23 protein-coding genes and 2 riboswitches are annotated in these 23,040 nt (G+C 36.9%); of the genes, 13 read left to right on the top strand and 10 right to left on the bottom strand.

Going from position 1 to position 23,040, the window contains the following annotated elements; genetic code table 11:
• The first annotated feature begins 14 nt into the window (after positions 1-14).
• Together ACFVR1_RS09990 and ACFVR1_RS09995 are read left to right on the top strand one after the other, a co-directional pair.
• Complete coding sequence (locus ACFVR1_RS09990; RefSeq protein WP_387583641.1) at positions 15-581, top strand: bifunctional transcriptional activator/DNA repair enzyme AdaA; 567 nt, start codon at positions 15-17, stop codon at positions 579-581.
• The gene (locus ACFVR1_RS09995; protein ID WP_387583643.1) at positions 578-1,060 is read left to right on the top strand and encodes a methylated-DNA--[protein]-cysteine S-methyltransferase; all 483 of its coding nucleotides are present in this window, start codon (positions 578-580) and stop codon (positions 1,058-1,060) included. The genes ACFVR1_RS09990 and ACFVR1_RS09995 overlap by 4 nt, the downstream gene beginning before the upstream one ends.
• 427 nt (positions 1,061-1,487) lie before the next feature.
• On the opposite strand, the gene ACFVR1_RS10000 is transcribed toward ACFVR1_RS09995, so the two are convergent.
• The 5 genes from ACFVR1_RS10000 to ACFVR1_RS10020 all read right to left on the bottom strand — a co-directional run bounded on the left by ACFVR1_RS10000 (position 1,488) and on the right by ACFVR1_RS10020 (position 8,144).
• Complete coding sequence (locus tag ACFVR1_RS10000) at positions 1,488-3,527, bottom strand: bifunctional diguanylate cyclase/phosphodiesterase (protein ID WP_387583645.1); 2,040 nt, start codon at positions 3,525-3,527, stop codon at positions 1,488-1,490.
• Between the two features lie 284 nt (positions 3,528-3,811).
• On the bottom strand, positions 3,812-5,035 hold the full coding sequence (locus ACFVR1_RS10005; protein ID WP_387583648.1) for a quaternary amine ABC transporter ATP-binding protein: 1,224 nt from the start codon (positions 5,033-5,035) through the stop codon (positions 3,812-3,814).
• On the bottom strand, positions 5,032-5,850 hold the full coding sequence (locus ACFVR1_RS10010; protein ID WP_387583651.1) for an ABC transporter permease: 819 nt from the start codon (positions 5,848-5,850) through the stop codon (positions 5,032-5,034). The genes ACFVR1_RS10005 and ACFVR1_RS10010 overlap by 4 nt, the downstream gene beginning before the upstream one ends.
• 116 nt (positions 5,851-5,966) lie before the next feature.
• Positions 5,967-6,962, bottom strand: a complete 996-nt coding sequence (locus ACFVR1_RS10015; protein WP_387583654.1) for an ABC transporter substrate-binding protein — start codon at positions 6,960-6,962, stop codon at positions 5,967-5,969.
• A 222-nt stretch (positions 6,963-7,184) separates the two neighbouring features.
• Entirely contained in the window at positions 7,185-8,144 is a 960-nt protein-coding gene (locus ACFVR1_RS10020) for a 2-hydroxyacid dehydrogenase (protein WP_387583656.1), read from the bottom strand.
• A gap of 150 nt (positions 8,145-8,294) precedes the next feature.
• Positions 8,295-8,402: riboswitch (TPP riboswitch) on the top strand.
• Positions 8,403-8,480: 78 nt separating this feature from the next.
• Here ACFVR1_RS10020 and ACFVR1_RS10025 point away from each other — a divergent pair.
• From ACFVR1_RS10025 to ACFVR1_RS10050, 6 genes are all read left to right on the top strand, one after another.
• Positions 8,481-9,062 carry a YkoF family thiamine/hydroxymethylpyrimidine-binding protein gene (locus ACFVR1_RS10025; protein ID WP_387583658.1) on the top strand — a complete coding sequence of 194 codons (582 nt, stop codon included), beginning with the start codon at positions 8,481-8,483 and terminating at the stop codon, positions 9,060-9,062.
• A 4-nt stretch (positions 9,063-9,066) separates the two neighbouring features.
• Positions 9,067-9,645 (top strand): ECF transporter S component, encoded by a 579-nt coding sequence (locus ACFVR1_RS10030; protein WP_387583919.1) that lies wholly within the window; start codon positions 9,067-9,069, stop codon positions 9,643-9,645.
• Entirely contained in the window at positions 9,605-11,008 is a 1,404-nt protein-coding gene (locus ACFVR1_RS10035; RefSeq protein ID WP_387583661.1) for an ABC transporter ATP-binding protein, read from the top strand. The genes ACFVR1_RS10030 and ACFVR1_RS10035 overlap by 41 nt, the downstream gene beginning before the upstream one ends.
• A complete protein-coding gene (locus ACFVR1_RS10040) occupies positions 10,989-11,744 on the top strand; it encodes an energy-coupling factor transporter transmembrane component T family protein (RefSeq protein WP_387583664.1) in 756 nt (251 codons plus the stop codon). Before ACFVR1_RS10035 ends, ACFVR1_RS10040 begins: the two co-directional genes overlap by 20 nt.
• Positions 11,745-11,780: 36 nt before the next feature.
• Positions 11,781-12,281 carry a DUF1697 domain-containing protein gene (locus ACFVR1_RS10045; protein WP_387583667.1) on the top strand — a complete coding sequence of 167 codons (501 nt, stop codon included), beginning with the start codon at positions 11,781-11,783 and terminating at the stop codon, positions 12,279-12,281.
• Between the two features lie 295 nt (positions 12,282-12,576).
• Positions 12,577-12,945, top strand: coding sequence for a VOC family protein (locus ACFVR1_RS10050; protein WP_387583670.1), 369 nt, complete (start codon positions 12,577-12,579; stop codon positions 12,943-12,945).
• Positions 12,946-13,003: 58 nt separating this feature from the next.
• On the opposite strand, the gene ACFVR1_RS10055 is transcribed toward ACFVR1_RS10050, so the two are convergent.
• The 5 genes from ACFVR1_RS10055 to ACFVR1_RS10075 form a co-directional block, all read right to left on the bottom strand.
• Positions 13,004-14,041 carry a ribonucleotide-diphosphate reductase subunit beta gene (locus tag ACFVR1_RS10055; RefSeq protein ID WP_387583673.1) on the bottom strand — a complete coding sequence of 346 codons (1,038 nt, stop codon included), beginning with the start codon at positions 14,039-14,041 and terminating at the stop codon, positions 13,004-13,006.
• Positions 14,042-14,054: 13 nt separating this feature from the next.
• Positions 14,055-16,280 carry a ribonucleoside-diphosphate reductase subunit alpha gene (locus ACFVR1_RS10060; RefSeq protein ID WP_387583675.1) on the bottom strand — a complete coding sequence of 742 codons (2,226 nt, stop codon included), beginning with the start codon at positions 16,278-16,280 and terminating at the stop codon, positions 14,055-14,057.
• Between the two features lie 282 nt (positions 16,281-16,562).
• A riboswitch (cobalamin riboswitch) is annotated at positions 16,563-16,740 on the bottom strand.
• A gap of 113 nt (positions 16,741-16,853) precedes the next feature.
• Complete coding sequence (locus tag ACFVR1_RS10065; RefSeq protein ID WP_387583677.1) at positions 16,854-17,681, bottom strand: undecaprenyl-diphosphate phosphatase; 828 nt, start codon at positions 17,679-17,681, stop codon at positions 16,854-16,856.
• A gap of 9 nt (positions 17,682-17,690) precedes the next feature.
• On the bottom strand, positions 17,691-18,293 hold the full coding sequence (locus ACFVR1_RS10070; protein WP_387583679.1) for a DedA family protein: 603 nt from the start codon (positions 18,291-18,293) through the stop codon (positions 17,691-17,693).
• Entirely contained in the window at positions 18,293-19,381 is a 1,089-nt protein-coding gene (locus ACFVR1_RS10075; RefSeq protein ID WP_387583681.1) for a metallophosphoesterase, read from the bottom strand. Before ACFVR1_RS10075 ends, ACFVR1_RS10070 begins: the two co-directional genes overlap by 1 nt.
• A gap of 162 nt (positions 19,382-19,543) precedes the next feature.
• Between ACFVR1_RS10075 and ACFVR1_RS10080 the strand changes: the two genes are divergently transcribed.
• The 5 genes from ACFVR1_RS10080 (at position 19,544) to ACFVR1_RS10100 (ending at position 23,013) form a co-directional block, all read left to right on the top strand.
• A complete protein-coding gene (locus ACFVR1_RS10080; RefSeq protein ID WP_387583683.1) occupies positions 19,544-19,897 on the top strand; it encodes a lmo0954 family membrane protein in 354 nt (117 codons plus the stop codon).
• Positions 19,898-19,910: 13 nt separating this feature from the next.
• Positions 19,911-20,549, top strand: a complete 639-nt coding sequence (locus tag ACFVR1_RS10085; RefSeq protein ID WP_387583686.1) for a PspA/IM30 family protein — start codon at positions 19,911-19,913, stop codon at positions 20,547-20,549.
• Between the two features lie 85 nt (positions 20,550-20,634).
• On the top strand, positions 20,635-21,336 hold the full coding sequence (liaF, locus tag ACFVR1_RS10090; protein WP_387583688.1) for a cell wall-active antibiotics response protein LiaF: 702 nt from the start codon (positions 20,635-20,637) through the stop codon (positions 21,334-21,336).
• The gene (locus tag ACFVR1_RS10095; protein ID WP_387583691.1) at positions 21,333-22,397 is read left to right on the top strand and encodes a sensor histidine kinase; all 1,065 of its coding nucleotides are present in this window, start codon (positions 21,333-21,335) and stop codon (positions 22,395-22,397) included. Before liaF ends, ACFVR1_RS10095 begins: the two co-directional genes overlap by 4 nt.
• Positions 22,372-23,013 carry a response regulator gene (locus tag ACFVR1_RS10100; RefSeq protein ID WP_387583693.1) on the top strand — a complete coding sequence of 214 codons (642 nt, stop codon included), beginning with the start codon at positions 22,372-22,374 and terminating at the stop codon, positions 23,011-23,013. Before ACFVR1_RS10095 ends, ACFVR1_RS10100 begins: the two co-directional genes overlap by 26 nt.
• Positions 23,014-23,040: the final 27 nt, after the last annotated feature.

Consider the following 23,040-nt stretch of genomic DNA (forward strand, 5'->3'; position numbering starts at 1 on the left):
GGACGGAAAAAGGTATGCATTCTACCATCAATCTTACATTTGAAGAAAAGTGGGAGAAAATTATCGCTTGCGATCGGACGTACGATGGATTATTTTACACTGCTGTCAAAACAACGAGAATCTATTGCCGTCCTTCTTGTCGTTCTAGAAAACCAAAAAAACAAAATGTAGAGTTTTTCCTTGATAGAGAGGAAGTTGAAAAAGCGGGATTTCGAGCCTGTAAAAGATGCAAACCTGATGTGGAGCATTCCCCAAATACGGAACTAGTTCAAAACGTCATTACCTTTTTAATTAACCATTCTAATGAAAAGCTTACATTAGTAGATATCGCAAATCATGTCGGTGTCAGTCCTTATTATTTGGAGAGACTTTTTAAACAAGAAACTTCTAAAACACCACGTATGTATTTAGAAAAAATTAGAGTTGATAAAGCAGCTCATTTATTAAAAAATACAGATATGACAAATTTAGAGATTTGCTACGAAGTTGGATTTCAAAGTGCATCCAATTTTTATAAAGTATTTTTCGATACTAAAAATTGTACCCCGAGTAACTATCGTAAACTGGAGGTTGTTATATGAGTAAACTTTTTCAAGTAGATTATCAAACGCCAATTGGTGTGTTAGAAATTATCGGGACAGAGGAAGCTATCAGCTCGATTATGTTTGCAGAACAAGATGTAGTTGTTCATCAGTTGACTAAGGAAACTCCTCCAGTACTTCAGACTTGCTATGCTCAAATGGATGAATATTTTCAAGGTTTACTTCAAGACTTTTCATTTCCCTATATTTATGACGGAACAGATTTTCAGAAAAGCGTTTGGAATGCATTGACAACAATTTCTTATGCGGAAACTGGGTCATATAAGGATATTGCCATTGCAATAGAAAATGAAAAAGCAATTCGCGCAGTAGGAAGTGCAAACGGCAAAAATAAGCTAAGCATCGTGATTCCTTGTCATCGTATCATAGGTTCAAATGGTAAATTAACTGGTTATGCAGGAGGTTTATGGAGAAAAGAATGGCTTCTTGAACACGAACAGAAATTTAAGCAGCAGTAAATCTGACTGCTCACGTGAAAAATTCAAGAGTCAGTGGGGTTACAGAAAATAGATTGTAACCATCAATAAAGTGTTACGCGCAACATTATGTCCATTACTCGCAACTTTAAGTGTCATATTCGCAATATTACGATTCATTTGCGCAATCTATAAGTTACACGCAACATTTTGTCCGTTACTCGCAACTTTAAGTGTCATACTCGCAATGTCGGATGAGCTACTCGCAATATTCCGAGCCATATGCGCAATAATAAAGAATTGCGTAGTATCCGAAATTGTATCTTCGGATGCTTATATGAGCATAAGACAAGAACTTGTCTTTAATTACTCAAACCATTTGCAGAGGAAATCAACCTGTTGCTTGCCTGTTTAAAAAATCGCCTCTCCACAATGGAGGGGCGATTTTATGTGCACTAAAACGGATTTCTTAAGCATGTTCAAATGCTTTATTCCACTCAAAGAGTTCATCTGCTTTCATTGGCTTGGCAAAATAGTATCCTTGAATAATTGGATTTTCACAAGTAGTTGCTAAAAAGTCAACTTGTCTCTTCGTTTCGACTCCTTCAAATACAATAGCTAAATCCAGAGATTCCCCTAACGCTATAATAGCTTGAATAATAGACGAATCCTTTTCAGATTGTGGAACATCATCTATAAAAGACTTGTCTATTTTCAATGTAGAAATGGGCATTTTTTTTAAATATGATAACGAAGATACTCCCGTTCCGAAATCATCTAGTGCCACCGAAAAGCCCTCTTGACGGAAAGTATTAACTGCTCTCATTGCTTCCTCGATATTTTTAACAAAGCTCGTTTCTGTAATTTCTAGTTCCAACAAACTAGGTTCTAGTTTATATTTATTCAATTTAGACTTTAAAACATCTAACAAAAGATTGGATGTAACATATTGACCTGGAATATTGATAGCCACTTGTTGAAATGAAATCCCTTCTTTTCTCCATATGGACATTTGGCGACAAACTTTTTCAATAATCCAATTTGTAACTTCAATCATACGATTATTTTCTTCTAAAATAGGAATAAATACCCCTGGCGAAAGAAATCCGTATGCAGGATGATCCCACCGCAGCAATGTTTCAACTCCAATAACTTTATTGGTGATTACATTTACCTTTGGTTGATATACAAGAAAAAGCTCTTCTTTCTCCATCGCTTGTCCTATATCCTCAACGACCTCAAGCCCAAACGCATACGTATGTATAGTCGAATCATAGTGGATAATTTCATAATTGTATTCGATAGATGAATAATTTAGCACAGCTTGTGCTTTTGTGAATATATCCAGAGATTCTTCCGAATTGTTTGCTCTCGATATAGCACAAACTGCTTGTATATTAATTTTAAAATTATCAATTATAAGAGGTTTGCTCAAATATTTTGCTACATTCTCCATCGCGGTCGATAAATAATTTACACCATCTATATCGTGTGTTAAAAACGCGAAGCGATGGCCATCAATTCGATAAAGCTCTGTCATGGGAGGCACAAGTGTTTTCAACCCAAAAGACAATTGTTGAATTACTTTGTCACCAAATTGATAATCAAACTCACGATTTACAAGTTCTAAGTCATGTAAATGCCAAATAGCTAAACTTTGTGGGAAATCCGTTTTTTTTATTTTTTTCTCAAACAAACGGCGATTAGGCAATTTAGTTAGAGCATCATAATAACTCGCTCGATATTCTATATATTTATCCATAAGGCTTGATAATAGAAGAAAAATCAGGAGAAGAGTCATACCAATTGTTACTATTACTACTATTAAATCCATATTAAATAGTTGAGAATTACCAGGGCGAGGTGCATAACTATTCGGAAGGTAATATTTAGTTGAGACCATATAAGTATAATGAGTACTAGAAATAGCCACACCTAAGGAAATTGCCATCAATAAATGAAGTAGACGACCTTCTATATAACTTCTTAACTTAAAAAAAGAAATACTAGCCAGAAAAGGTATGAATATGGAAATCAATATAGATAAGACGATTAAGCTATGACTGTTCGTATGAATTGCGTCTGTTTTCATTCCTATCATACTTACAAAGTGACATGTCGAAATTCCGATTCCGATTATTACACTAAAGGAAAATGTATACCAAATAGACTTTTTTTGATGATTCGCTAAGTAAAAAGCAATAAAAGAGGCGACTATCGCCGGTATAATTGAAAGAATAATAGATATACGATGATAATATACGGCGACAGGTAAGGAAAAAGCAAACATACCAACAAAATGCATAGTCCATATACCAAATCCCATTGCAATAGAAGCAAATACATACCAAAAGTTCCTATGAATAAAACTATTTTTTTGAACACGATTATTCATCAATAAAGCAGTATAAGAAGTAATACATGCAAGAATAATCGAAAGGATTACAACTGGGAAAGAATATTCAGCATGTAATTCTATTAAATTATTCTGCAATGGATGATCCAGCACTTTCATCACTACCTTTAATGGAGAAATATACTAGAATTATATCATATAACCATTAATTTTTAAGGTAAGTTCACCTAAATTAAAAAGGACTTTCGTATTATTTATAAAACTAATTTTTAATATTATTTTTATTTAATGAATAAAAAGTCGCTCAAAATAAGTTCCTATAACTAGTTTTTTATTATTTTACAGGTCAATGGACTTTTTTTATTAACTACTTCTTCACTAGAAGGAAATATAATGAAGTTCGCAATTTTTGCATTTTTTTGATTTGAATATTTATTCTATAGTTTTAAATCTATACCATCTTCTGCTATTTTTTCTTCTAAATTATCACTTATCAAGCTCGCTAATACATGAACACGAAGAATAATTCCCTTAATAGTTAAATCCTCATCTGTAACTACAAGCGGATATTTAGAATCTAGTACATAAGGAATAATATCTTGTACATATTCGTCCGGTCGAATTGTTTTCACATCTGTAGACATCACTTCTAATAACGACTTTTTCTGTTTAAGCCCATCAATCGCTTGATCAATCGTAACAATTCCTTGTAGTTTACGCTTTCGATCGGCTACAAACGCACTGGATATCCCATTTTCACGCATTACTTTTGCAGCTACATTCAGTCCATCTTTTAGTGAAACTAAGCCATGGGGTTTCATCATAATATTTTCAGCTTGCAATATCTTAGAACGATCGATATCTCGAATGAATTCCGAAATGTATTTACTCGCTGGTTTATCTAAAATCTCTTCAGGTGTGCCAATTTGCTCAACTTTTCCATTTTTCATAACTGCTACACGATCACCAATTTTAAAAGCTTCATTCACATCATGTGTAATAAAAATGATTGTTTTTTGCAGCCTATTTTGGATATCTAGGAGCTCTAATTGCATTTCTCTTCGAATTAACGGATCTAGTGCACTAAAAGGCTCATCCATTAATAGTATATCCGGGTCGTTAGCAAGTGCTCTTGCTATACCAACACGTTGCCGCATCCCTCCTGAAAGCTCTTCAGGATATTGATTTTCATATCCTTTCAACCCTACTATTTCTAAATGCTTTTGTGCGATTTTTTGTCTTTCCTCTTTGGCCATACCTCTTACTTCTAACCCGTATTCAATGTTTTCTAGTACCGTTCGGTGACTAAACAATCCGAAGTGTTGGAATACCATTGCAATTTTTTTCTGACGATAATATTTTAGTTGGGATTTATTATAACCAACGACGTTTTCTCCATCGACGTAGATAGCACCTGACGTTGGGCGATTTAATAAATTTAAGCAACGAATTAGGGTAGATTTACCACTTCCTGATAAACCCATAATAACGAAGGTTTCTCCTTCCATAATTTCCATAGATGCATCGTAAACTCCTACGGTATGGCTAGTTTTAGCGAGTATCTCTTCCTTAGAAACACCACTTTGAATCATTGGAATCACTTTTTTAGGTCTAGGGCCAAAAATTTTGGATACATTTTCAATTTTTAGTTTTACTGTCATGCCATATCCCTCCCTTGTTTCTGAATGCGCTTCGCAATTCCACCTGTAATTCGGTCAATAATGATAGCTAAAAATACAATACTAACTCCCGCTTCAAAACCTAGTGCAATATCAATTCGGTTGATGGCAAATAGCACTCGTTCCCCAAGTCCTTGTGCCCCCACCATCGATCCAACAACAGCCATCGCTAGCGCCATCATTGTAGTCTGGTTTACCCCTGCCATAATCGTTGGCAAGGCTTGTGGAAGCTCCACTTTCATAAGCATTTGTTTTCTAGAAGAACCAAACGATTGGGCAGATTCTATAACCTCATGGTCAACATTACGTATTCCGAGCTCCGTCAATCGAATAACCGGTGGCAAAGCGTAAATAATCGTTGCAATTACTGCTGGAACGTTCCCTAACGGAAAGAAGAAAATTACAGGAATTAAGTACACAAAGCTTGGCATCGTCTGCATAGCATCTAAAATCGGGCGCATAATTTTTGAGATAGTTTTGCTAAACGCCGTCAGAATTCCTGCCGGGATACCTATGACAAGAGAAAGAATTACAGATATTAATACAATCGATATAGTGGTCATCGTTTGTGGCCATAAATTAAAAGTACCTATTAGAAACATAAAGAGAGCAAAAAGTAGCCCAGCATATAAAGTGGTAAAGTACCATCCCAATGAGAAAATAACAATAATAAGCAGCCACCAAGGGATAGCAAGAAGTCCAGTTTCCAATCCCTTAATCATTGTGGATGCAATAACAAATATAAAATCAAAAAAACCATCAAAGTTTGCGGCTAAAAAATCAATAAATTTTTCCATACCACTTCCTATTGGTAAACGTATATCAGGAAATTCTTTCATAAGTCTCGGACTGTTAGATTACACAGCCTCTGACACCTCACATTTCTCGGTTAGATTTTTTGTAACATGATATATTATTTCAAAGCTGCTTTTACTTTTTGAGCAACTTCATCAGACACCCAAGCTGTCCAAACGTCTTCATGTTGTTTCATCCACCAATGTGCGGCTTCTTCTGGTTCAGCTCCAGTTTCATTCATGTAATTCAGAGCGCTCTCTGTTAACTCACTGCTAGTTTTATATTTACTTAAGAAATCTACAACATCTTTTGCTTGTGTTGGTAAATCTTTATTCACAGCAATGACGACATCATTAGGAGGAAATTCCGTTCCTTTATTTTCATCCCACACTTTTTTATCATAAGGATTGTCCTCAAGCAGTGTTAAATCATAACTCGCAGTAACCCAAGTTGGGGACCAATAATACCCGACCCAAGGCTTACCTTTTTTGTATGCACCCGCTAAATCTGCAACAATTGCAGAATCAGATCCTGGCGCTAAGTAGTTATATTTTTTATCCAGTCCATATGTTTTGAGTTTCGTTTCCAAGTATTCACTTAGAATCCAACTAGATGGTGCACCAACAATACGTCCTTTGCTTTTATCTTCAGGATCTTGAAAAATTTCTGGGTACTTCGCTAAATCTTCCACCGTTTTTAAATCTGGAGCTACAGCTTTAATCCCTCTTTCTGGATCTCCTTTTATCACGTAAGTTGGAACATATAATCCTTGTGAATTATCATCAAAGTTTGTAGTTACTTTAATAACTTTCCCACTATCAATCGCTTTATCGTAAACATCTTTAATATTATCCGACCATATTTCCATATAGACATTAATATCCCCTTGTTCAAGCGCTTGCATAGTTGCAGCAGTTGTTCCACTTGTAACCTCTGTATCATAACCATAACCTTTTTCCACAATTAACTGCGCAATACTATTATGTACCCGTATACTATCCCATCCGGCATCGGCAAATTTGATAACCTTTATACTCTCACTACTTGAATCATTACCACACGCGGAAAGCATTAAAAGCGTGCACAACGAAAAAAACAACACTATCTTTCTCATTTAAACTTCTACCCCTTTTCTTATTTTATAAAGACTCACGGCCTTTTCTTTATTCAATACCCTATTTTGAAACAATTAATCATTTAATAGACAAATAGCCTTGAGTTTCTCGTTTTTTGAGTAAGACATTTATATAAAACCTTCTATTGGTTTTCTTTCATTTTGTGCATTAAAAAAGCCCTATGTTGTCTTTTATTTGACAACTAGGGCAATTTCTCTAGATTATACAACTCTATTTTCTGGTTCTTTTTCTTCCAAGACAGCTTCAATAGCTTTGGCGTTCATTTGCATCATCGCAAGTCTTGTACGAATACTTGCGCTCCCGATATGCGGTAGGACCGTTACGTTTGGTAACGTTAATAATGGATGATCTAGTGGCACAGGTTCAACTTCGAATACATCTAAGCCAGCTGCCCAGATTTTGTTCGTCGCTAAGGCATCGTATAGGGCTTGTTCGTCAACGACCCCTCCTCTAGCTACGTTAATAATGGTTGCCGTATCTTTCATTAGGCTTAACTCGCGTTCACCAATTAGTCCCTTCGTTTCCGGAGTTAGTGGAGTTAACAGCACGATAAAGTCTGATTCCTCTAGTAGTGTATCGAGTTCTGCATAAGTAAATCCGAACTCTTTTTCAACATCCATTTTTCGTGTTCGATTATGGTAAAGTACGTTCATATTAAATCCTTTTGCCCTTCTTGCCACCGCTTCACCGATGCGGCCCATTCCAATAATACCAATGGTTGCGCCAAATACATCCATCCCTGTATATTGCATTGGTGACCGTGACTTCCAATGGCCAGCACGAAGATCACGTTCTGCCTCCATAACTCGACGAGCAGTAGCTAGAAGTAAAGAAAATGCTAAATCTGCAGTAGTTTCTGTTAAAACTCCTGGAGTATTTGTCACAATAATTCCATTCTCTTTCGCTGCCTCTACATCGATATTATTATATCCAACCCCTAGATTACTAATTACTTTTAAGTTTGGTAGGCTTGCTATAAGTGAACGATCCACTTTATCGGATAGCATTGTCCAAATAGCATGCGCATCTTTCGCTTCAATTTTTAATTCTTCAGATGTCATTTGAATTTCATCACTATGCCACATCTTAACTTCAAATTTTTCTTTTAATGAAGCCACTGCTTCATCTGGTAATTTACGTGTAATAAAAACTTTATCCAAACCTATTACCTCCAACTATTCTGATAGTTTAAGCATGGACGAAAGTATAAAATTTTGCAACTAAGTTTACATTGGTAATTTCATAAGTTATACTGAGGGCACATAAAAAATCAAATTGTTTTTATAACAGTTTAGCAAACTACATACCGTTTTCTGCACTAGGGGTGCCCACTTTGGCTGTGATGAGAGCTTTTTAGCTCCGATCCCTTATTACTCGATCAGGATAATACCTGCGTGAGGAAGTGCGGTGACTTTCCGAGTTTTTTCATATTGGATAAGTGGCTGCATCTTCAACGGATGTAGTCTTTTTTTATGAAAATTTTAGGAGGTTTTATTATGCAATGTGGTTTAAGCCCAATTGTCGGATTTCGTTTTTCCCTGCATCCGATGACCAATGATTTTATTTCAGTTATTAAAGGAGCCCTTCAAGAAACAGACACTTCGAAAGTTTGGATGCATACAGATGATGTATCAACCGTGATTCGCGGGAAACAGGTGCATGTTTTCAATGTAGCAAAAGCGATTACGTTACATGCTGCTAAAACTGGCGTGCATATTGCGTTGTCGGGCAGTTTTTCTGCTGGTTGTCCAGGCGATACTGCTGGAGATGTCTATTTGGATAAGGACGATCAGGTGGCGAATAAAGATACTACAAGACAATATGTTTCTTCTCAATTCGCATTATATCCGATGAATAACCCCAACTATATGGACGTTATTTACCGAGAAGTAGACCGGGCAAAAGAATATGGAGTCTTCAATGAATCTATGCACTATGCTAGTGGTATTCATGGGGACATTCACGATGTGTTTGCGTTTTATGAAGAGACATTTACACATGCACGTTCTGAAGAACATAAACATTTAGTAATGACCGTTTCGATGAGTATTAATAGTCCCTCGCACGGAGGTCTTTAATATGTTGAAATCGTGGAAGTTAAAAGAAATTGTTCTAATGTCATTATTTTCAGTCGTGTTTGGGATTGTCTATTTATTGTTCCTTCATGTCGGCAATATTTGGGCAGGGTTTATCGGGCCGATTGCATATGAATGGATTTTTGGTATTTGGTTTATCGTTTCGATTATTTGTATGTATATTATTCGCAAGCCTGGTGCGGCGGTCATTTCAGAGACAATTGCAGCTGCGATTGAAGTTTTGTTAGGTAATGCGGTTGGCCCTAGATTAATTTTATCAGGTCTTATTCAAGGTTTAGGTGCGGAAGCTGTATTTGCAGCAACACGCTACAAGCGATTTGATTTGTGGGTGCTGATGCTAGCTGGCGTCGGGTCTTCGGTATTTAGTTTCGTTTACGGTTATCTGTTAGGTGGATTTACGGTATATACTCCTAGTTATATTGCTTTGATGCTAGGAATTCGCATTTTAAGTGGTGCAATAATTACTGGTGTTGGAGGTAAGGCTTTATCTGACGGATTACTTGCGACTGGTTCGCTTCGTGGGTATGCCATTTCACGCTCGAAAAAAAGTGATGTTCGTGCATGATATTATTCGGTTTGAAAAAGTGAGTTTTCGTTATCCAGACGAGGAAAAATGGATATTGAGCGATTTTTCCTTTTCTGTTCGGGGTGGCGAACGTGTAGTTATTACCGGTCCAAGTGGTTGCGGAAAAACAACGTTACTATTTTTGTGTAATCGGTTGTACCCTGATAATTGTGATGGTATTTTGACTGGTACAATAAATTTGTTTGGACGGGATCATACGAAATTCATTCCCGGGGAAATAAATCACCGAGTAGCGACCGTTTTCCAAGATCCTGATTCGCAGTTTTGTATGCAAACAGTAGAAGAAGAGCTTGCTTTTACATTAGAAAATTTACATGTTCCGAGAGATGAAATGGACAAAAAGATTTGCAAAGTTCTAGCTTTAACAGACTTAAGCGATTTTCGACATGCCGTTATTCAACAGCTTTCCGGTGGTCAAAAACAACGGATCGCTACTGCCTGTGCACTAATTATGGAGCCTCAAGTTTTGCTGCTTGATGAACCGATCTCTCATTTAGATCCCTATACCGCGAAAAAGTATGTCGAATGGTTGGATCAGTTGCAGAAAAAACAGGGAATGACGGTGATTGCTATTGAACACAGATTGGATTTATGGGGGGACTTCTTTGATAGAAGCATCCCTTTAGTTCCAATCGACAATGCTGTTCCCCTAATTAAAAGGAAAAGCACTAAGCAAACTGAAACTTCACTTGTTGTAAATAAAATAATAGCAAAGCCTTTTCTAAAGGAAACCACTTTTACGTTAAATCGTGGAGAAATTACTGTTCTTGCTGGTCCAAACGGTAGTGGAAAAACTACTTTATTGAGAGCACTATGCCAGTTAATACCTTCTAAAGGAACGGTACAGCCGGAGTTTTTGGGATATGTCCCGCAATCACCAGAGTTTTTATTTCTTACCAAAAATGTACGGGATGAAGTTGCTTATGGCGGTGGAAGTGATGTCAATGAGATAATGACACGGCTAAAACTCTTGCCTATAACTGATGCACACCCTTTTGCGGTAAGTCACGGCCAAAAGCGTCGAGTAGCAATTGCAGCTATGCTTTGTGATGGGAGAGAAGTTATTTTAATGGATGAACCCACTTCTGGTCAGGATGCTGCAGCTTTATTTGAATTATTTCAATTAATTGACGAGCGAGCTCGCGAAGGAACGACGTTTTTAATAGTTACTCATGACATGGAATTTACACATTGTATAGCCGATTCGGTTTTATTATTGAAAGACGGGTATTTAACTGGAAAGTTTGAAGCTGATGTTGTGTGGGACAATGAACAACTCCTGCATGACCACCACTTACTCTCCCCGAAAGGAGTGTTACGTCATGAAAAATGCTTTGCATAAGATGAATCCTTCGGTAAAGTTTTTAGTGATTACAGTTTGTATGTTTACAATGGCTTTCTTTTTTGATCCATGGACGCCACTTGTTTTTTGGGTTGGTGTAATTTTGTTGCAGCTGTTGTGTAGCCAGGTTAATTGGAAGAAATGGTTGTTATTTATGCTTCCATTTTTTATTACAGCATTCGGTTACTTTTGGACAACTATTGTGTTCGCGAAAGATCACCTAGGATCGGTTATTTGGTCGTTTGGATCTGTAGAAATTACTATGATTCAATTGGAGTATGCACTATCTTTAAGCTTTCGAGTATTAGCATTTTCCAGTTTGTCTCTATTATTTGCATTGACAACAAATCCCGTTACATTCATTTTAAGTTTAATGCAACAATTAAAACTATCACCAAAAATCGCATATGGTGTGATGGTTGGCTATCAGTTTTTACCTGTATTAAAAGATGAATTTGTTCATATTCAGCAAGCACATCGTTTAAGAGGAGTAACTAACAATAAAAATGCCTTGCAGCGGCTACTTGGCATTCGTCGAGTATTAATTCCTATGCTTGCCGGTGCTGTTAGAAAAGCAGAGCGTGCGGCCTTTGCAATGGAGGCAAGGGGTTTTACCGGAGAGCGGAGAAGTAGTTATTTCCAGGTGATTTCTATCGGAAAAGTGGACGCGGTTATGGCAGTTTTATTTTTATTCGTATTAGTTTTAAGCTGTACGAACCCGTTGTGGCTTCGTTAATATAGAACTAGATATATTAACTGAGGAGTGATAAAGATGTCATTTGTTGCTTTACTTCGTGGAATTAATCTAGGCTCTAGAAATAAAGTAGATATGAAGTCATTGAAGGCGCTTTTTGAAGAAATGGGCTATGAAAATGTGCAGACTTATATTCAGACGGGGAATGTTATTTTTGATAATGCAGCTTATGATGTGCCTGCGATTGAGACTGCGCTTCTTAAAAAATATGGTTTTGAAATACCGGTCATTGTTCGCACTAGAGAAGAGTTGGAAGAGATCCAAAAGCATCCAATCTTCTTGAAAGATCAAGTATATATTATGTTTTTGGCGCATGAGATTTCGGATGAACAACAAGCATTACTCGGTGAATTAGTCGAAGATGAATTTGTTGTGTGGAATCGTAAAAATATCATTATTAATCTATCGAAAAGCTATCACAAGACCAAGTTTACAAATAATTTTTTCGAGAAAAAGCTTGGAATGGGTTCCACTGCACGAAATCAGAACACAGTAAATAAAATATTGTTGAAAATGTGAATAGCTTCCGCTTTATCAAGAAGATTCGGATGCCATTTGAAAATATAGTCTACAAAGCGTAAAAGGTTTCCCTAGTAATGGAGGAAACCTTTTTTCGACCGATTATACCTATTATTCGACCGATGTTTGGGGAATACGACCGATTATGCTAACTATTCAATCGATTATCATGAGTTTTCGACCGATTGAAATTGTTTATAAGTATTTTTAATAGCAAATCATAATTACAATAAAATTTCCAAATACCTCTCTTTACGTTAAGCTTAAACTAGAACGAAACAAGGGGGAATTTATCATGTCATTTATTTTTAAATCGATCGACCATGTTCAATTAGCAGCTCCTAAAGGTTCAGAAACAATAGCGAGAAAGTTTTTTGGTGAAATACTAGGTTTTCAAGAAATAGAAAAGCCAGAGAAGTTAAGAAAAAAAGGTGGCGTATGGTTTCAATTCAATACTTATCAAATTCATATAGGTATTGAAGAACCATTCACACCTGCCAAAAAGGCGCACCCTGCATTTGAAGTTGAAAATCTAGACGCACTAAAAATGCATTTAAATCAAAACGAAGTTAACTTCATGGTAGACACTGATTTACCAGGAGCAAATAGAATTTATGTACACGATCCATTTGGCAACCGAATTGAAATTTTGGAATGGATTTAACAAAAAAAAGCGTTCAATTAGCCAAAATGACTAATTGAACGCTTTACTTTCTCTTTATTTATAGATCATCAAATCCGTTATCTTGTACATTCACTTTGACGTATTGGCGGGACTTTTGCTCGAAGAAGTCGGTTTTTCCTAAATCTACTTCTTCATAGGCTTTGATCCATTTCAATGGATTTTTGCGATACTCTGGGAATGGTCGATCATAGCCAAGTTGGTTGCAGCGCACATTGGCGTAAAAGTAGATGTATGCTTCGACATCTTCAACATCCAGACCATCTATTTTCTCTCCAATAACTTCACGTGCCCAATCGACTTCAAGCTGTGCAGCTTCTCGGAAAATTGCTTCTACTTCTTTACCTCGCTCAGGCGTATTATATTCTGGATATTCCTCCAACAATTCTTGATAAATCTTCACGAATAAATCAACATGAAGCTGCTCATCTCGATTTATATAGTTAATCATTGTACTTGTTCCTACCATCTTTTGATGTCTTGCAAGATGATAGAAAAAAGCAAAACCTGAATAGAAAAATAACCCTTCTAAAATAACATCATACACAATCGAACGCAGCATGCTGTCTATAGTAGGTTGCTCCGCAAACTCTTCGTAGCCTTTCAGTACGAAGTCATTTCGCTTTTGCAAAACTGGCTCAGTGCGCCAAAAAACAAATACACGATTTTGCTCATCTTTTGATACTAAACTAGATAACACATAAGAATAAGAGTGGTTATGAATTACTTCTTGCTGTGCCAAAATGATCATAAGTGCATTCAAGCTAGAATCAGTTAAAAAGTCAGCTACTTTTCCAGCAAAGTCCGTCTGTATACTATCTAAAAGCGCAAGCAGTCCGATTATTTTTAAAAATGCATCTCGCTCTGCTTCATTTAACTGTGAAAACTGCTTAATATCATTACTCATATTAATCTCAAATGGTGTCCAGAAGTTCCCGAGCATTTTTTTATATTTTGGATACGCCCAACTAAATTGTACATCGTCCCAGTTTAATATATTCGAGCTTTGGCCGTTAACAATACCTGTCGAACGGTTCGGTGCTTTTTTATCCATTAATTTTCTTTTTTCTAGTTCCATGATAGTTTCCTCCTTAGCTTGAACAAGAATCACAATCTACTAATTCAACCGAAGTAGAGCGGACGTAATAGGTCGTCTTTAGACCGCTGTTCCAAGCATCCAAGTGTAAATCTAATAATTCTTTTGCTTTAATTGTATTTTGTACGTATAAATTTAATGAAACACCTTGGTCAATATGACGTTGACGAGCGGCATTTTGTTTTAGAGTCCAGTGTTGATCAATGAAGTAAGCGGATTTATAAAACCAAGTCGTTTCCGAATTAAGATCTGGCACAGTTACTGGAATTTTGTAATCCTTCTTCTCTTCGGAGTATGATTTTTGGAAAATCGGATCGATACTCGCAGTACTTCCAGCTAAAATAGAGGTTGATGAGTTAGGTGCAACCGCCATTAAGTAGCCGTTACGGATTCCATTTTCGGCAACTTGCTCACGCAATTCATTCCACGCTTCGCTCTCGTATTGACGTTTTTCAAAATAAGCTCCTGTTTGCCAATCCGACCCTTCAAATAAAGGATATGCCCCTTTCTCTTTCGCAAGCTCTACTGAAGCTTGAATTGTTAAATAGGCAACTCTTTCATATAACTTGTCGGCGAACTCCACTGCTTCGTCCGCTTCCCATCGGATACTATTCAAAGCAAGCAAATGATGCCAACCAAATGTCCCTAGTCCAATCCCACGATATCTAGCATTTGTACGTTCCGCTTGTGGAATAGGAATCATGTTCAAATCAATCACATTATCGAGCATGCGCACTTGTATTTTAATTAAGCGCTCCAATACATCCTCAGGAACTGCTCGTCCTAGATTAATAGATGACAAGTTACAAACAACAAAATCCCCCGCTTTACGTTTCGTCACAATTACATCATCTTCTAATTGAATTGATTCAAATGAAGTGGCACTTTGATTTTGAAATATTTCGGTACATAAATTACTGCTATACACCATGCCAGCATGCTTGTTTGGATTACTACGATTGACTTCGTCGCGGTAAAACATATACGGCACACCCGTTTCTAGTTGAGAACGCATAATTCGTTTCATCAAGTCAATTGCAGGAACGGTTTCACGAGATAATCGGCTATCATACACGCATTCCTCATATTTTTCTCGGAAGGAGCCTTCTCCACGTTTTTCATCATAAAAATCCTCAAGTGAATAGCCTTTTAATTGACGAACTTCATGTGGATCAAATAAATGCCATTCTTCCCGTGCGCTCACTTTTTCCATAAATAAATCCGGTAAGCATACACCTGTAAAAATATCATGCGCACGAAGTCGTTCATCTCCGTTATTCAAACGTAAATCTAGGAAAGTGAAAATATCTTTATGCCAAACATCTAGATAAACAGCGATTGCCCCCTGACGCTGACCTAATTGATCCACGCTTACTGCTGTGTTATTTAGTTGTTTAATCCAAGGAAGTACACCACTCGAAGCCCCAACGAATCCTCGGATAGAAGATCCACGACTTCGAACTTTCCCCATATACACACCGATGCCACCACCAAATTTTGATAATGTCGCTACGTCTGTATTACTATCATAAATTCCTTGAAGACTGTCATCTACTGTGTCTATGAAACAACTAGACAATTGTCCATGAGGCTTCCCTGCATTTGAGAGTGTAGGGGTTGCTACTGTCATATACAAATTACTCATCGCCCAGTAAGATTCCTTAATTTTAGCAAGACGATTTTCTTTCTCGTCCTTCATAAGTGTCATTGCAATGATTAGCCAACGTTCTTGAGGAAGTTCTACAATCGATTTATCGAAGTCTTTTGCAACATAACGATCGAGTAATGTTTTTAATCCAATATATGTGAATAAAAAATCTCGTTCTGGCTCAATTATTTCCGCTAATTGTTGTAGCTCCTCCAAAGAATATGATTCTTTAATACGTTTGTCATACAGACCTTTTGCAACTAATGCTTGTACATTACTTGCAAACTTACTGTAAACTGCGTCTGGTGTTGTTTTTCTATGTACTGCTACCTTTTCATATACATCAGCTAAATGAATACGAGCTGCAACAAATGTCCAATAAGTTTCTTGCTCATCTAAAAAGCTTAATGCTTCAAGTGACATCGACTTGGACCAAGCAGAAGTAGCGCCCTCTGGGAACTTTTTCATCCATCTTTCATGCGATTTGATAAGTGGAGCAATATTATCCTCTCCAAATTCTTTAATTAGATTATGTAATACCTCTTGTTTTGTTGTATTTGAAATTATTGTCATATAAACTCCTCCTTTTTATGAATGTGGTGCTTGGGCTTGGTTATGTGGTGCTCAATACTATTTATGTGGTATTCGCACTGGGTTATGTGGCGCTCACACTTGACTATGTGATACTCGACCTGAGTTATGTGGTGCACGCACCTGAAAAAAAAACAAAAAAGCGATGCCCCAAGCCTCTTCGGCTGAGTCATCGCTCATATTAAAAAGTAGGAAACAACAAGACCTATCTATCGGCTGAAAGAGAGTCTATCGCCCCCACCTCTCAACCCCCGAAGAAAGTGTTGCTTCACCGATGAAGAGGCAGGTCTACTGGCTCGTGTTTCATCCTTCTGTCGACCTTCCCTCGATTGCTCGAAGTGGTTATTTCAACAGTTGTCCACACTTACAGTTGCGGGGACAGCTTCGGCTTTTACCGAATTCCCTTTTAAACCATAAAGGTACCAATTCATCGTTCACATACTATATATTGTGTTTTATGTACTAATACAATCTAACATATTGTGTTTAGTGTTGTACATAGGAACAAAGTCTACATACAAAAGGCAGACATAAAAAATGCCTGCCCACTCTTTTTTACATATATACGATGATCGCCAGCACTACCGCCAACACGATACGATAAATCGCAAATGGTACTAATTTGATTCGCGATACCAATTTTAAGAAAAACTTGATGGAGATAAGGGCGAATACAAATGCACTAATAAATCCTACTATATAAAACCCAATATCATCCATATTAATTTGTTCCCAGTTTTTCAATACAGAAACTAAGCTTGCTCCAGCCATAATAGGAACTGCCATAATGAATGTAAAATCTGCCGCTGTTTTATGACTCATCCCGAATAGTACACCACCGGAAATGGTAGCTCCTGATCGAGAGAACCCTGGCCATAAAGAAAGACACTGTACTAAACCCACTTTAAATGCTTGGCCATAAGAAATCTGATCCAAACTAACAATGGATGGTTTTTTCGGTCCAAACTTATCCGCAACTATCATTAAAATAGCTCCGGCCACAAGACTAATAATTACGTATTCTACGTGAAATAAATAATCATCAATAAAATTTTTAAAAGCAAATCCTAAAACAACTGCAGGAAGCATTCCTACAATCACATGTAACAAATTGAATTGCTTACTCGACTGCTCAGTTTCTATTTTATATAGTCCTACTAAACTAAACAGTCTTTTCCACATAACCACTACTACAGCTAAAATTGATCCTAGCTGTACGACAATTTTAAATGTATTTGCTGAATACATCCCTAAAAAAGTCTCTGTTTTGAGCCACATATCATCCACAATAATCATATGACCCGTGGAAGAAACAGGAGCAAATTCTGTCATACCTTCTACAAACCCTAATATTAATGCCTTTATTAACTCTAAAAATTCCATAAGATCTCCTTAGTCACGTTTTTTGAAATACCAAACTAAAAATATAATACCAACTATCGCTAAAATAATATACACTAAATTGGAGTAAATATCCATATACGCTACAATTTCATTCCAATTTTCTCCAACTGTTGCTCCCACCGAAACTAGCACCGTATTCCAGATTAGAGTCCCTAATGTTGTAAATAAAAGAAATAAGCTAAAGCTCATTTTCGACATCCCTGCAGGAATCGAAATTAGACTTCTAACAAGTGGAACTAATCTCCCGAAAAACACGGTCCAAACACCATATTTTTCAAACCACTTATTTGCTTTTCGAATATCTTTAGTCGTTAGTCGTAAAAGCTTACCATACTTCTGCACAATTTTCTCCAAACGATTTACATCTAATAGTGATCCAATCCAATATAAAATAGCTGCTCCACCAACAGAACCAGCAGTTGAAGCAATAACAATCCCTAACCTGGTCATTGTTGTAGTTGTCGTCATAAATCCACCTAGCGTTAAAATAACTTCTGAAGGAATTGGTGGAAAAATATTTTCTATTAGTATTAACAAAAATACGCCTAGATAACCAAACTGACTGAGCCAGTCCGAAATCCATGCTTCCATTATACTTTCACGTCCTCTAGGTTAATATGAACAGACCATAGTTCCGATTGACTACCTAAACGAATTGGAGGACCCCAAAATCCAAATCCAGATGAGACGATGGCGTGCAGGCTCCCTTTTTGTTTATAGCCATAATCCAGCTCGAATAACTTCCTTGTGAATAAATGATTTGGCCACATTTGTCCTCTATGCGTATGACCAGACACGTGAAAATCTACTCCTTCTTTTTCAGGAATAAGCAAATTTGATGGCGTATGATCCATCACAAACCAAGGAAGGTCACGTTGGTTTGGTACTAATTCGGAAAGCTGTTTTCTTTCTTTATTCGTCAAGTCTTCCCTACCCGTTAAATAAAACGAATCTTCCACTAAAATAGTTTCATCTAATAACATGCGGACATTAGATGCTTCCATCTCCTCCACTAAAAGTGGAATTTTTTTGCCATAGTATTCATGATTTCCGAGTACCCCATATACACCATACGTTGAAGTCAGTTGCTTCATCACTTCGGACATGCCATTTTTAACAAACCAAATTGGATCATCATCCACTAAATCGCCTACTAGTAATATTAAATCTGGTTGTTCTTCGTTTGCTTTTTTCACAAATCTTTTTAAATGTGTTTTATTGGATAATAAACCAAGATGAAAATCAGATGCTACGACTACTTTTAATAGGGTAAGATTTGAATCCCGTTTAGCCATTCTAATTGAAAGTTCACGGACTACTGGCGTATAAGCATTATACGTTCCTTTTATGAAAATAAGCGTCAGTAAGATAAAAACAATCCAACCTATCATTTTTAACTCACTTGGGAAAATCCACGTTATTAAAGTGGCTATAGGAAAAAGAATTAGCCCGTATTCCATAATTATCATCCAATAAGATCCCACTATACTAAAAAACCGCAGACTATGATTAATTCTTCCAATGATAAATCCATATGCAATAAGACCCCATACAATACCAAAGAGCCAGTAATTTATAGGAAAGAATACTTCTAGCCAGGTGACAACCGTCCAACCAAAATAAAATACAATTGCAGAATACAAAAGTATTGCTAATGTTGCAGCGCCGATTCTTTTCATTTTTCATTTCTCCAATTTATGTATTTTCTGTTAGTATAGCAGATTTTCTAGTACCACTCTCTCCTAAGCCTCAAGACCGAGACGAAAATCATGTTCTAGCCCGTTTGGATAAGTTGGTGAAATTGATAAGCTATGTATACAAACGAGAGGAGGAACAAACACATGAAAAAATTTGGTTTATTAGTACTTGGTATTATCGCTGGAATAGTAGCAGTTGCAAGCTTAGGTAATCTATTAGGTCTTGCCGTATCTGCGTTGGTCGTTTTCGCGGGGCTACATTTTTACTTGAAAAGCGATTCTACGTTTTTGAAAATCTTTTGGGCAATTGTAGGAATTTGCGGTTTATTTTCAGCAGTTGCAAACATACCTGGTTTCTTTGGAATACTAGCAATCGTTGGTGTTTGGTATGTTGTAAAAAAATGGAACAACCAATCAGTTAGTTTTTCGTCACCAATTGTAAAATCCGATGACCCATTTGTAAATTTCGAAAAGCAATGGAATGAACTTTCAAAATAAGGAGGAATATAACATGACATCACTATTTAAAAGACTTAAATATTCAGTAGAGGCGGACTTACACAAGTTATTCGATAAGAAAGAAGAGAAAAACCCTATCGCGATGCTCAATCAGTACATTAGAGAAGCCGAGAAACAAACAGAACAAACAGGTAAATGGTTAGAACGCCAAGGAAAATTAAAACAGGAGCTTGAAAAAGAACTTGGTGAAACGATGCAAATGGTTGAAAAACGCAAAAAGCAAGTTGAACTTGCTACCGCTAGTGGAGAAGAAGATTTAACAGCATTTGCCCAAGCAGAATTAGATGCATACAACGAAAGAACAACAGTATTACAAAATAGTATTCTTCAAACGACAGAAGAACTTTTCGGTCTAGAGCGTAAATACGAAGAGATGAAACATAAAATTAAAGATATGAAAGTACGCCAATTGCAATTAATGGGTAAAGAAAATGTTACACGTGCTCATCACCAAATGGATCGCTTTCTGCAACCAGAACAAAAAGAAAAAAACTTTGCTACATTCCAAGAAATGGAACACTACATTGAACGTCTTGGACAAAAAATAGAAAAAGAACATGAAGTCACTTCTATGGAAAAACGTTTAGAAATGTTAGAAAAAAATGCACAACCCAAAGCGGAAATTGTGTAAACTATAGATAAAGAGGAGAAGGCATTTGTCTTCTCCTTACGTTTTATAAAAAATACATACTCGCTAGGAAGGAGGAATACCTATTATGAAAGAAAACCAAACAAACAAGCTTGCGTTTATTCTCATTTGTTTTGTTTTTCTTATGTTCATAGAGGCTACAGTTTTTGGAAATGGAAGCATTGTATTAGTCCTTCTTGGCATTGGTTTGATTTATTTTAGTTTACGAAGACGTGCACGTTTTTTATTCTGGACTGGGTTTATTTTTATTCTTATAGCTATTTTTTCTATGTGGAGTCTACGTCTTTTGCTTATTGCAATTATGATTTATGTTCTTCATAAACTTTGGAAAAATGAACCAATACGTCAAATGATACGACCATTTGATACTGTTTATAAAGAAACTCCAAATAGCATTATTCAAAACAAGCTATTTTCTGCACAAACTACACCGTTTAATGCGTATGAATGGCAAGATGTTCACGTGCAAAGTTTCTATGGGGAGCATGTGATTGATGTAACAGAGACCGTTTTACCTAAGGGCACTTCCTTTATTTCCATTCGTCAATCACTTGGAAAAGTAACAATCTATGTTCCATACGAAGTACCTGTCAGAATTCATTATGCTACGATTATTGGAGAAGCGAATATCTTTGGTCGTGGAATTCAACGTTTATGGAATCAATCTGTCGTGTTAAAAGATGGTTATTTAGAGGATGTTACTTACGCTTCGGAGCTAGTTATCACCGTTTCCACATGGATTGGGGATATTGAGGTGATTCGTAAATGAAGATATTTTTTGGGCAAGGCTTTTCTTTTTTTCTTATTTTATCATTTCTTGCTGCGTTGCTTTTATATGCTCTTTGGGGTTGGCCAAATGATTCGGCATGGTGGTCGTTACTGGAGACTACATTCGCACAAGTCCCATTAGGTGCTTGGATTATTATTGTAATAGCATTTATAAGTTTTTCTTTTTCCACAAACACACTGCTAAAAGTGCGCGATCAAGAAAAGAAAATAGAAACTAGCTTAAGACCTTTATTAGAAGCAGAAACATTTAAACCGAGCAAGAAAAAATACGCTTATTCCAAGCGACTACATGTCACGACCAATCAATTAGAGCAGCTCATTTTGACACAGCGAAAGACATTGCAACGGATTACGAATGAAAAAGCAGAAGCACAAGATAAGCTTATTCAGGAACGAATCGTGCAAGAGAGACAACGCTTGGCAAGAGAGCTGCATGATTCAGTTTCACAGCAATTGTTCGCTGCTTCTATGCTCTTGTCTACTATGGTAGAAATAGAGGAGTCGCAGAATGGAGAAGCACCGAAAACATTACTTCAAACAGAAAAGATTGTACAACAAGCTCAGTTAGAAATGCGTGCTTTGCTGCTCCATTTACGTCCAGCTGCTCTACATGATAAGACGTTGAAGCAAGGGATGGAAGAATTGCTTTTGGAACTGCAGCAGAAAGTATTCTTTACAATTCGGTACCGATTAGAAGAAGTTTCATTACCAAAAGGGGCCGAGGATCATTTATTCCGCATTGCACAGGAAACATTATCAAACACATTGCGACATGCAAAAGCCACAGAAGTCGACATATTATTCGTTCAACGAGACAATCTCGCTATTTTCCGAGTACAGGATAATGGTGTAGGCTTTGATGTATCTGACGGGAAAACGGGTTCTTATGGGTTGGATAATGTAAAAGAAAGAGCTGTTGAAATAGGGGCTACTTGCAAAGTAGTATCTGTCCCATCACAAGGAACGATCGTGGAAGTGAAGTTGCCGATTGAGAAAAGTAGAGAGGAGCTAGAAAATGATTCGAATATTACTCGCGGATGATCATGAAATGGTGCGAATTGGCGTGTCTGCTTATTTGCAAGCACAACCTGATATGGAAGTCGTAGCGGAAGCAACGAATGGGCAAGAAGCTGTTGAAATGTCACTCATGCATAAACCAGATATTATATTAATGGACATGGTCATGCCCATTATGAATGGCGCTGAAGCTACGCGTGAAATTGTGCAAAAGTGGCCAGAAGCTAAAGTAATGATTGTGACGAGCTTTATCGATGATGACAAAGTTTATCCTGCCCTCGAAGCAGGGGCTATAAGTTATTTATTAAAAACTTCAAAAGCCACTCATATTGCAGAAGCTATTCGCAAAACATTAAATGGTGATGCGGTATTAGAGCCAGAAGTGACGAATAAAATGATGAAACGCATGCGCCAAGGCTCCACCATTGAACTACATGAAGATTTAACAGACCGAGAACTTGAGGTACTGCTACTCATGGCAGAAGGAAAAACAAATCAAGACATAGCGGACACCCTTTTTATTGCATTGAAAACCGCAAAAACGCATGTCAGCAATATTCTATCCAAGCTGGAAGTGAGCGACAGAACGCAAGCAGTTATTTACGCATTTAAACATCAACTCATACTGCCGAAAAAATAACATAGTAAATGCAGAGTAAGTTGGATT

The sequence above is a fragment of the Psychrobacillus sp. NPDC058041 genome (assembly GCF_042885655.1).
GTDB lineage: Bacteria > Bacillota > Bacilli > Bacillales_A > Planococcaceae > Psychrobacillus.

Bases quoted from the DNA above. Each gene is read 5' to 3' on its own strand.
- ACFVR1_RS09990 (WP_387583641.1), top strand. From the start codon at position 15: ATGCATTCTACCATCAATCTTACATTTGAAGAAAAGTGGGAGAAAATT.
- ACFVR1_RS09995 (WP_387583643.1), top strand. From the start codon at position 578: ATGAGTAAACTTTTTCAAGTAGATTATCAAACGCCAATTGGTGTGTTA.
- ACFVR1_RS10005 (WP_387583648.1), bottom strand. From the start codon at position 5,035: ATGACAGTAAAACTAAAAATTGAAAATGTATCCAAAATTTTTGGCCCT.
- ACFVR1_RS10010 (WP_387583651.1), bottom strand. From the start codon at position 5,850: ATGGAAAAATTTATTGATTTTTTAGCCGCAAACTTTGATGGTTTTTTT.
- ACFVR1_RS10015 (WP_387583654.1), bottom strand. From the start codon at position 6,962: ATGAGAAAGATAGTGTTGTTTTTTTCGTTGTGCACGCTTTTAATGCTT.
- ACFVR1_RS10025 (WP_387583658.1), top strand. From the start codon at position 8,481: ATGCAATGTGGTTTAAGCCCAATTGTCGGATTTCGTTTTTCCCTGCAT.
- ACFVR1_RS10035 (WP_387583661.1), top strand. From the start codon at position 9,605: ATGCCATTTCACGCTCGAAAAAAAGTGATGTTCGTGCATGATATTATT.
- ACFVR1_RS10040 (WP_387583664.1), top strand. From the start codon at position 10,989: ATGAAAAATGCTTTGCATAAGATGAATCCTTCGGTAAAGTTTTTAGTG.
- ACFVR1_RS10045 (WP_387583667.1), top strand. From the start codon at position 11,781: ATGTCATTTGTTGCTTTACTTCGTGGAATTAATCTAGGCTCTAGAAAT.
- ACFVR1_RS10050 (WP_387583670.1), top strand. From the start codon at position 12,577: ATGTCATTTATTTTTAAATCGATCGACCATGTTCAATTAGCAGCTCCT.
- ACFVR1_RS10055 (WP_387583673.1), bottom strand. From the start codon at position 14,041: ATGGAACTAGAAAAAAGAAAATTAATGGATAAAAAAGCACCGAACCGT.
- ACFVR1_RS10060 (WP_387583675.1), bottom strand. From the start codon at position 16,280: ATGACAATAATTTCAAATACAACAAAACAAGAGGTATTACATAATCTA.
- ACFVR1_RS10065 (WP_387583677.1), bottom strand. From the start codon at position 17,681: ATGGAATTTTTAGAGTTAATAAAGGCATTAATATTAGGGTTTGTAGAA.
- ACFVR1_RS10070 (WP_387583679.1), bottom strand. From the start codon at position 18,293: ATGGAAGCATGGATTTCGGACTGGCTCAGTCAGTTTGGTTATCTAGGC.
- ACFVR1_RS10075 (WP_387583681.1), bottom strand. From the start codon at position 19,381: ATGAAAAGAATCGGCGCTGCAACATTAGCAATACTTTTGTATTCTGCA.
- ACFVR1_RS10080 (WP_387583683.1), top strand. From the start codon at position 19,544: ATGAAAAAATTTGGTTTATTAGTACTTGGTATTATCGCTGGAATAGTA.
- ACFVR1_RS10085 (WP_387583686.1), top strand. From the start codon at position 19,911: ATGACATCACTATTTAAAAGACTTAAATATTCAGTAGAGGCGGACTTA.
- liaF (WP_387583688.1), top strand. From the start codon at position 20,635: ATGAAAGAAAACCAAACAAACAAGCTTGCGTTTATTCTCATTTGTTTT.
- ACFVR1_RS10095 (WP_387583691.1), top strand. From the start codon at position 21,333: ATGAAGATATTTTTTGGGCAAGGCTTTTCTTTTTTTCTTATTTTATCA.
- ACFVR1_RS10100 (WP_387583693.1), top strand. From the start codon at position 22,372: ATGATTCGAATATTACTCGCGGATGATCATGAAATGGTGCGAATTGGC.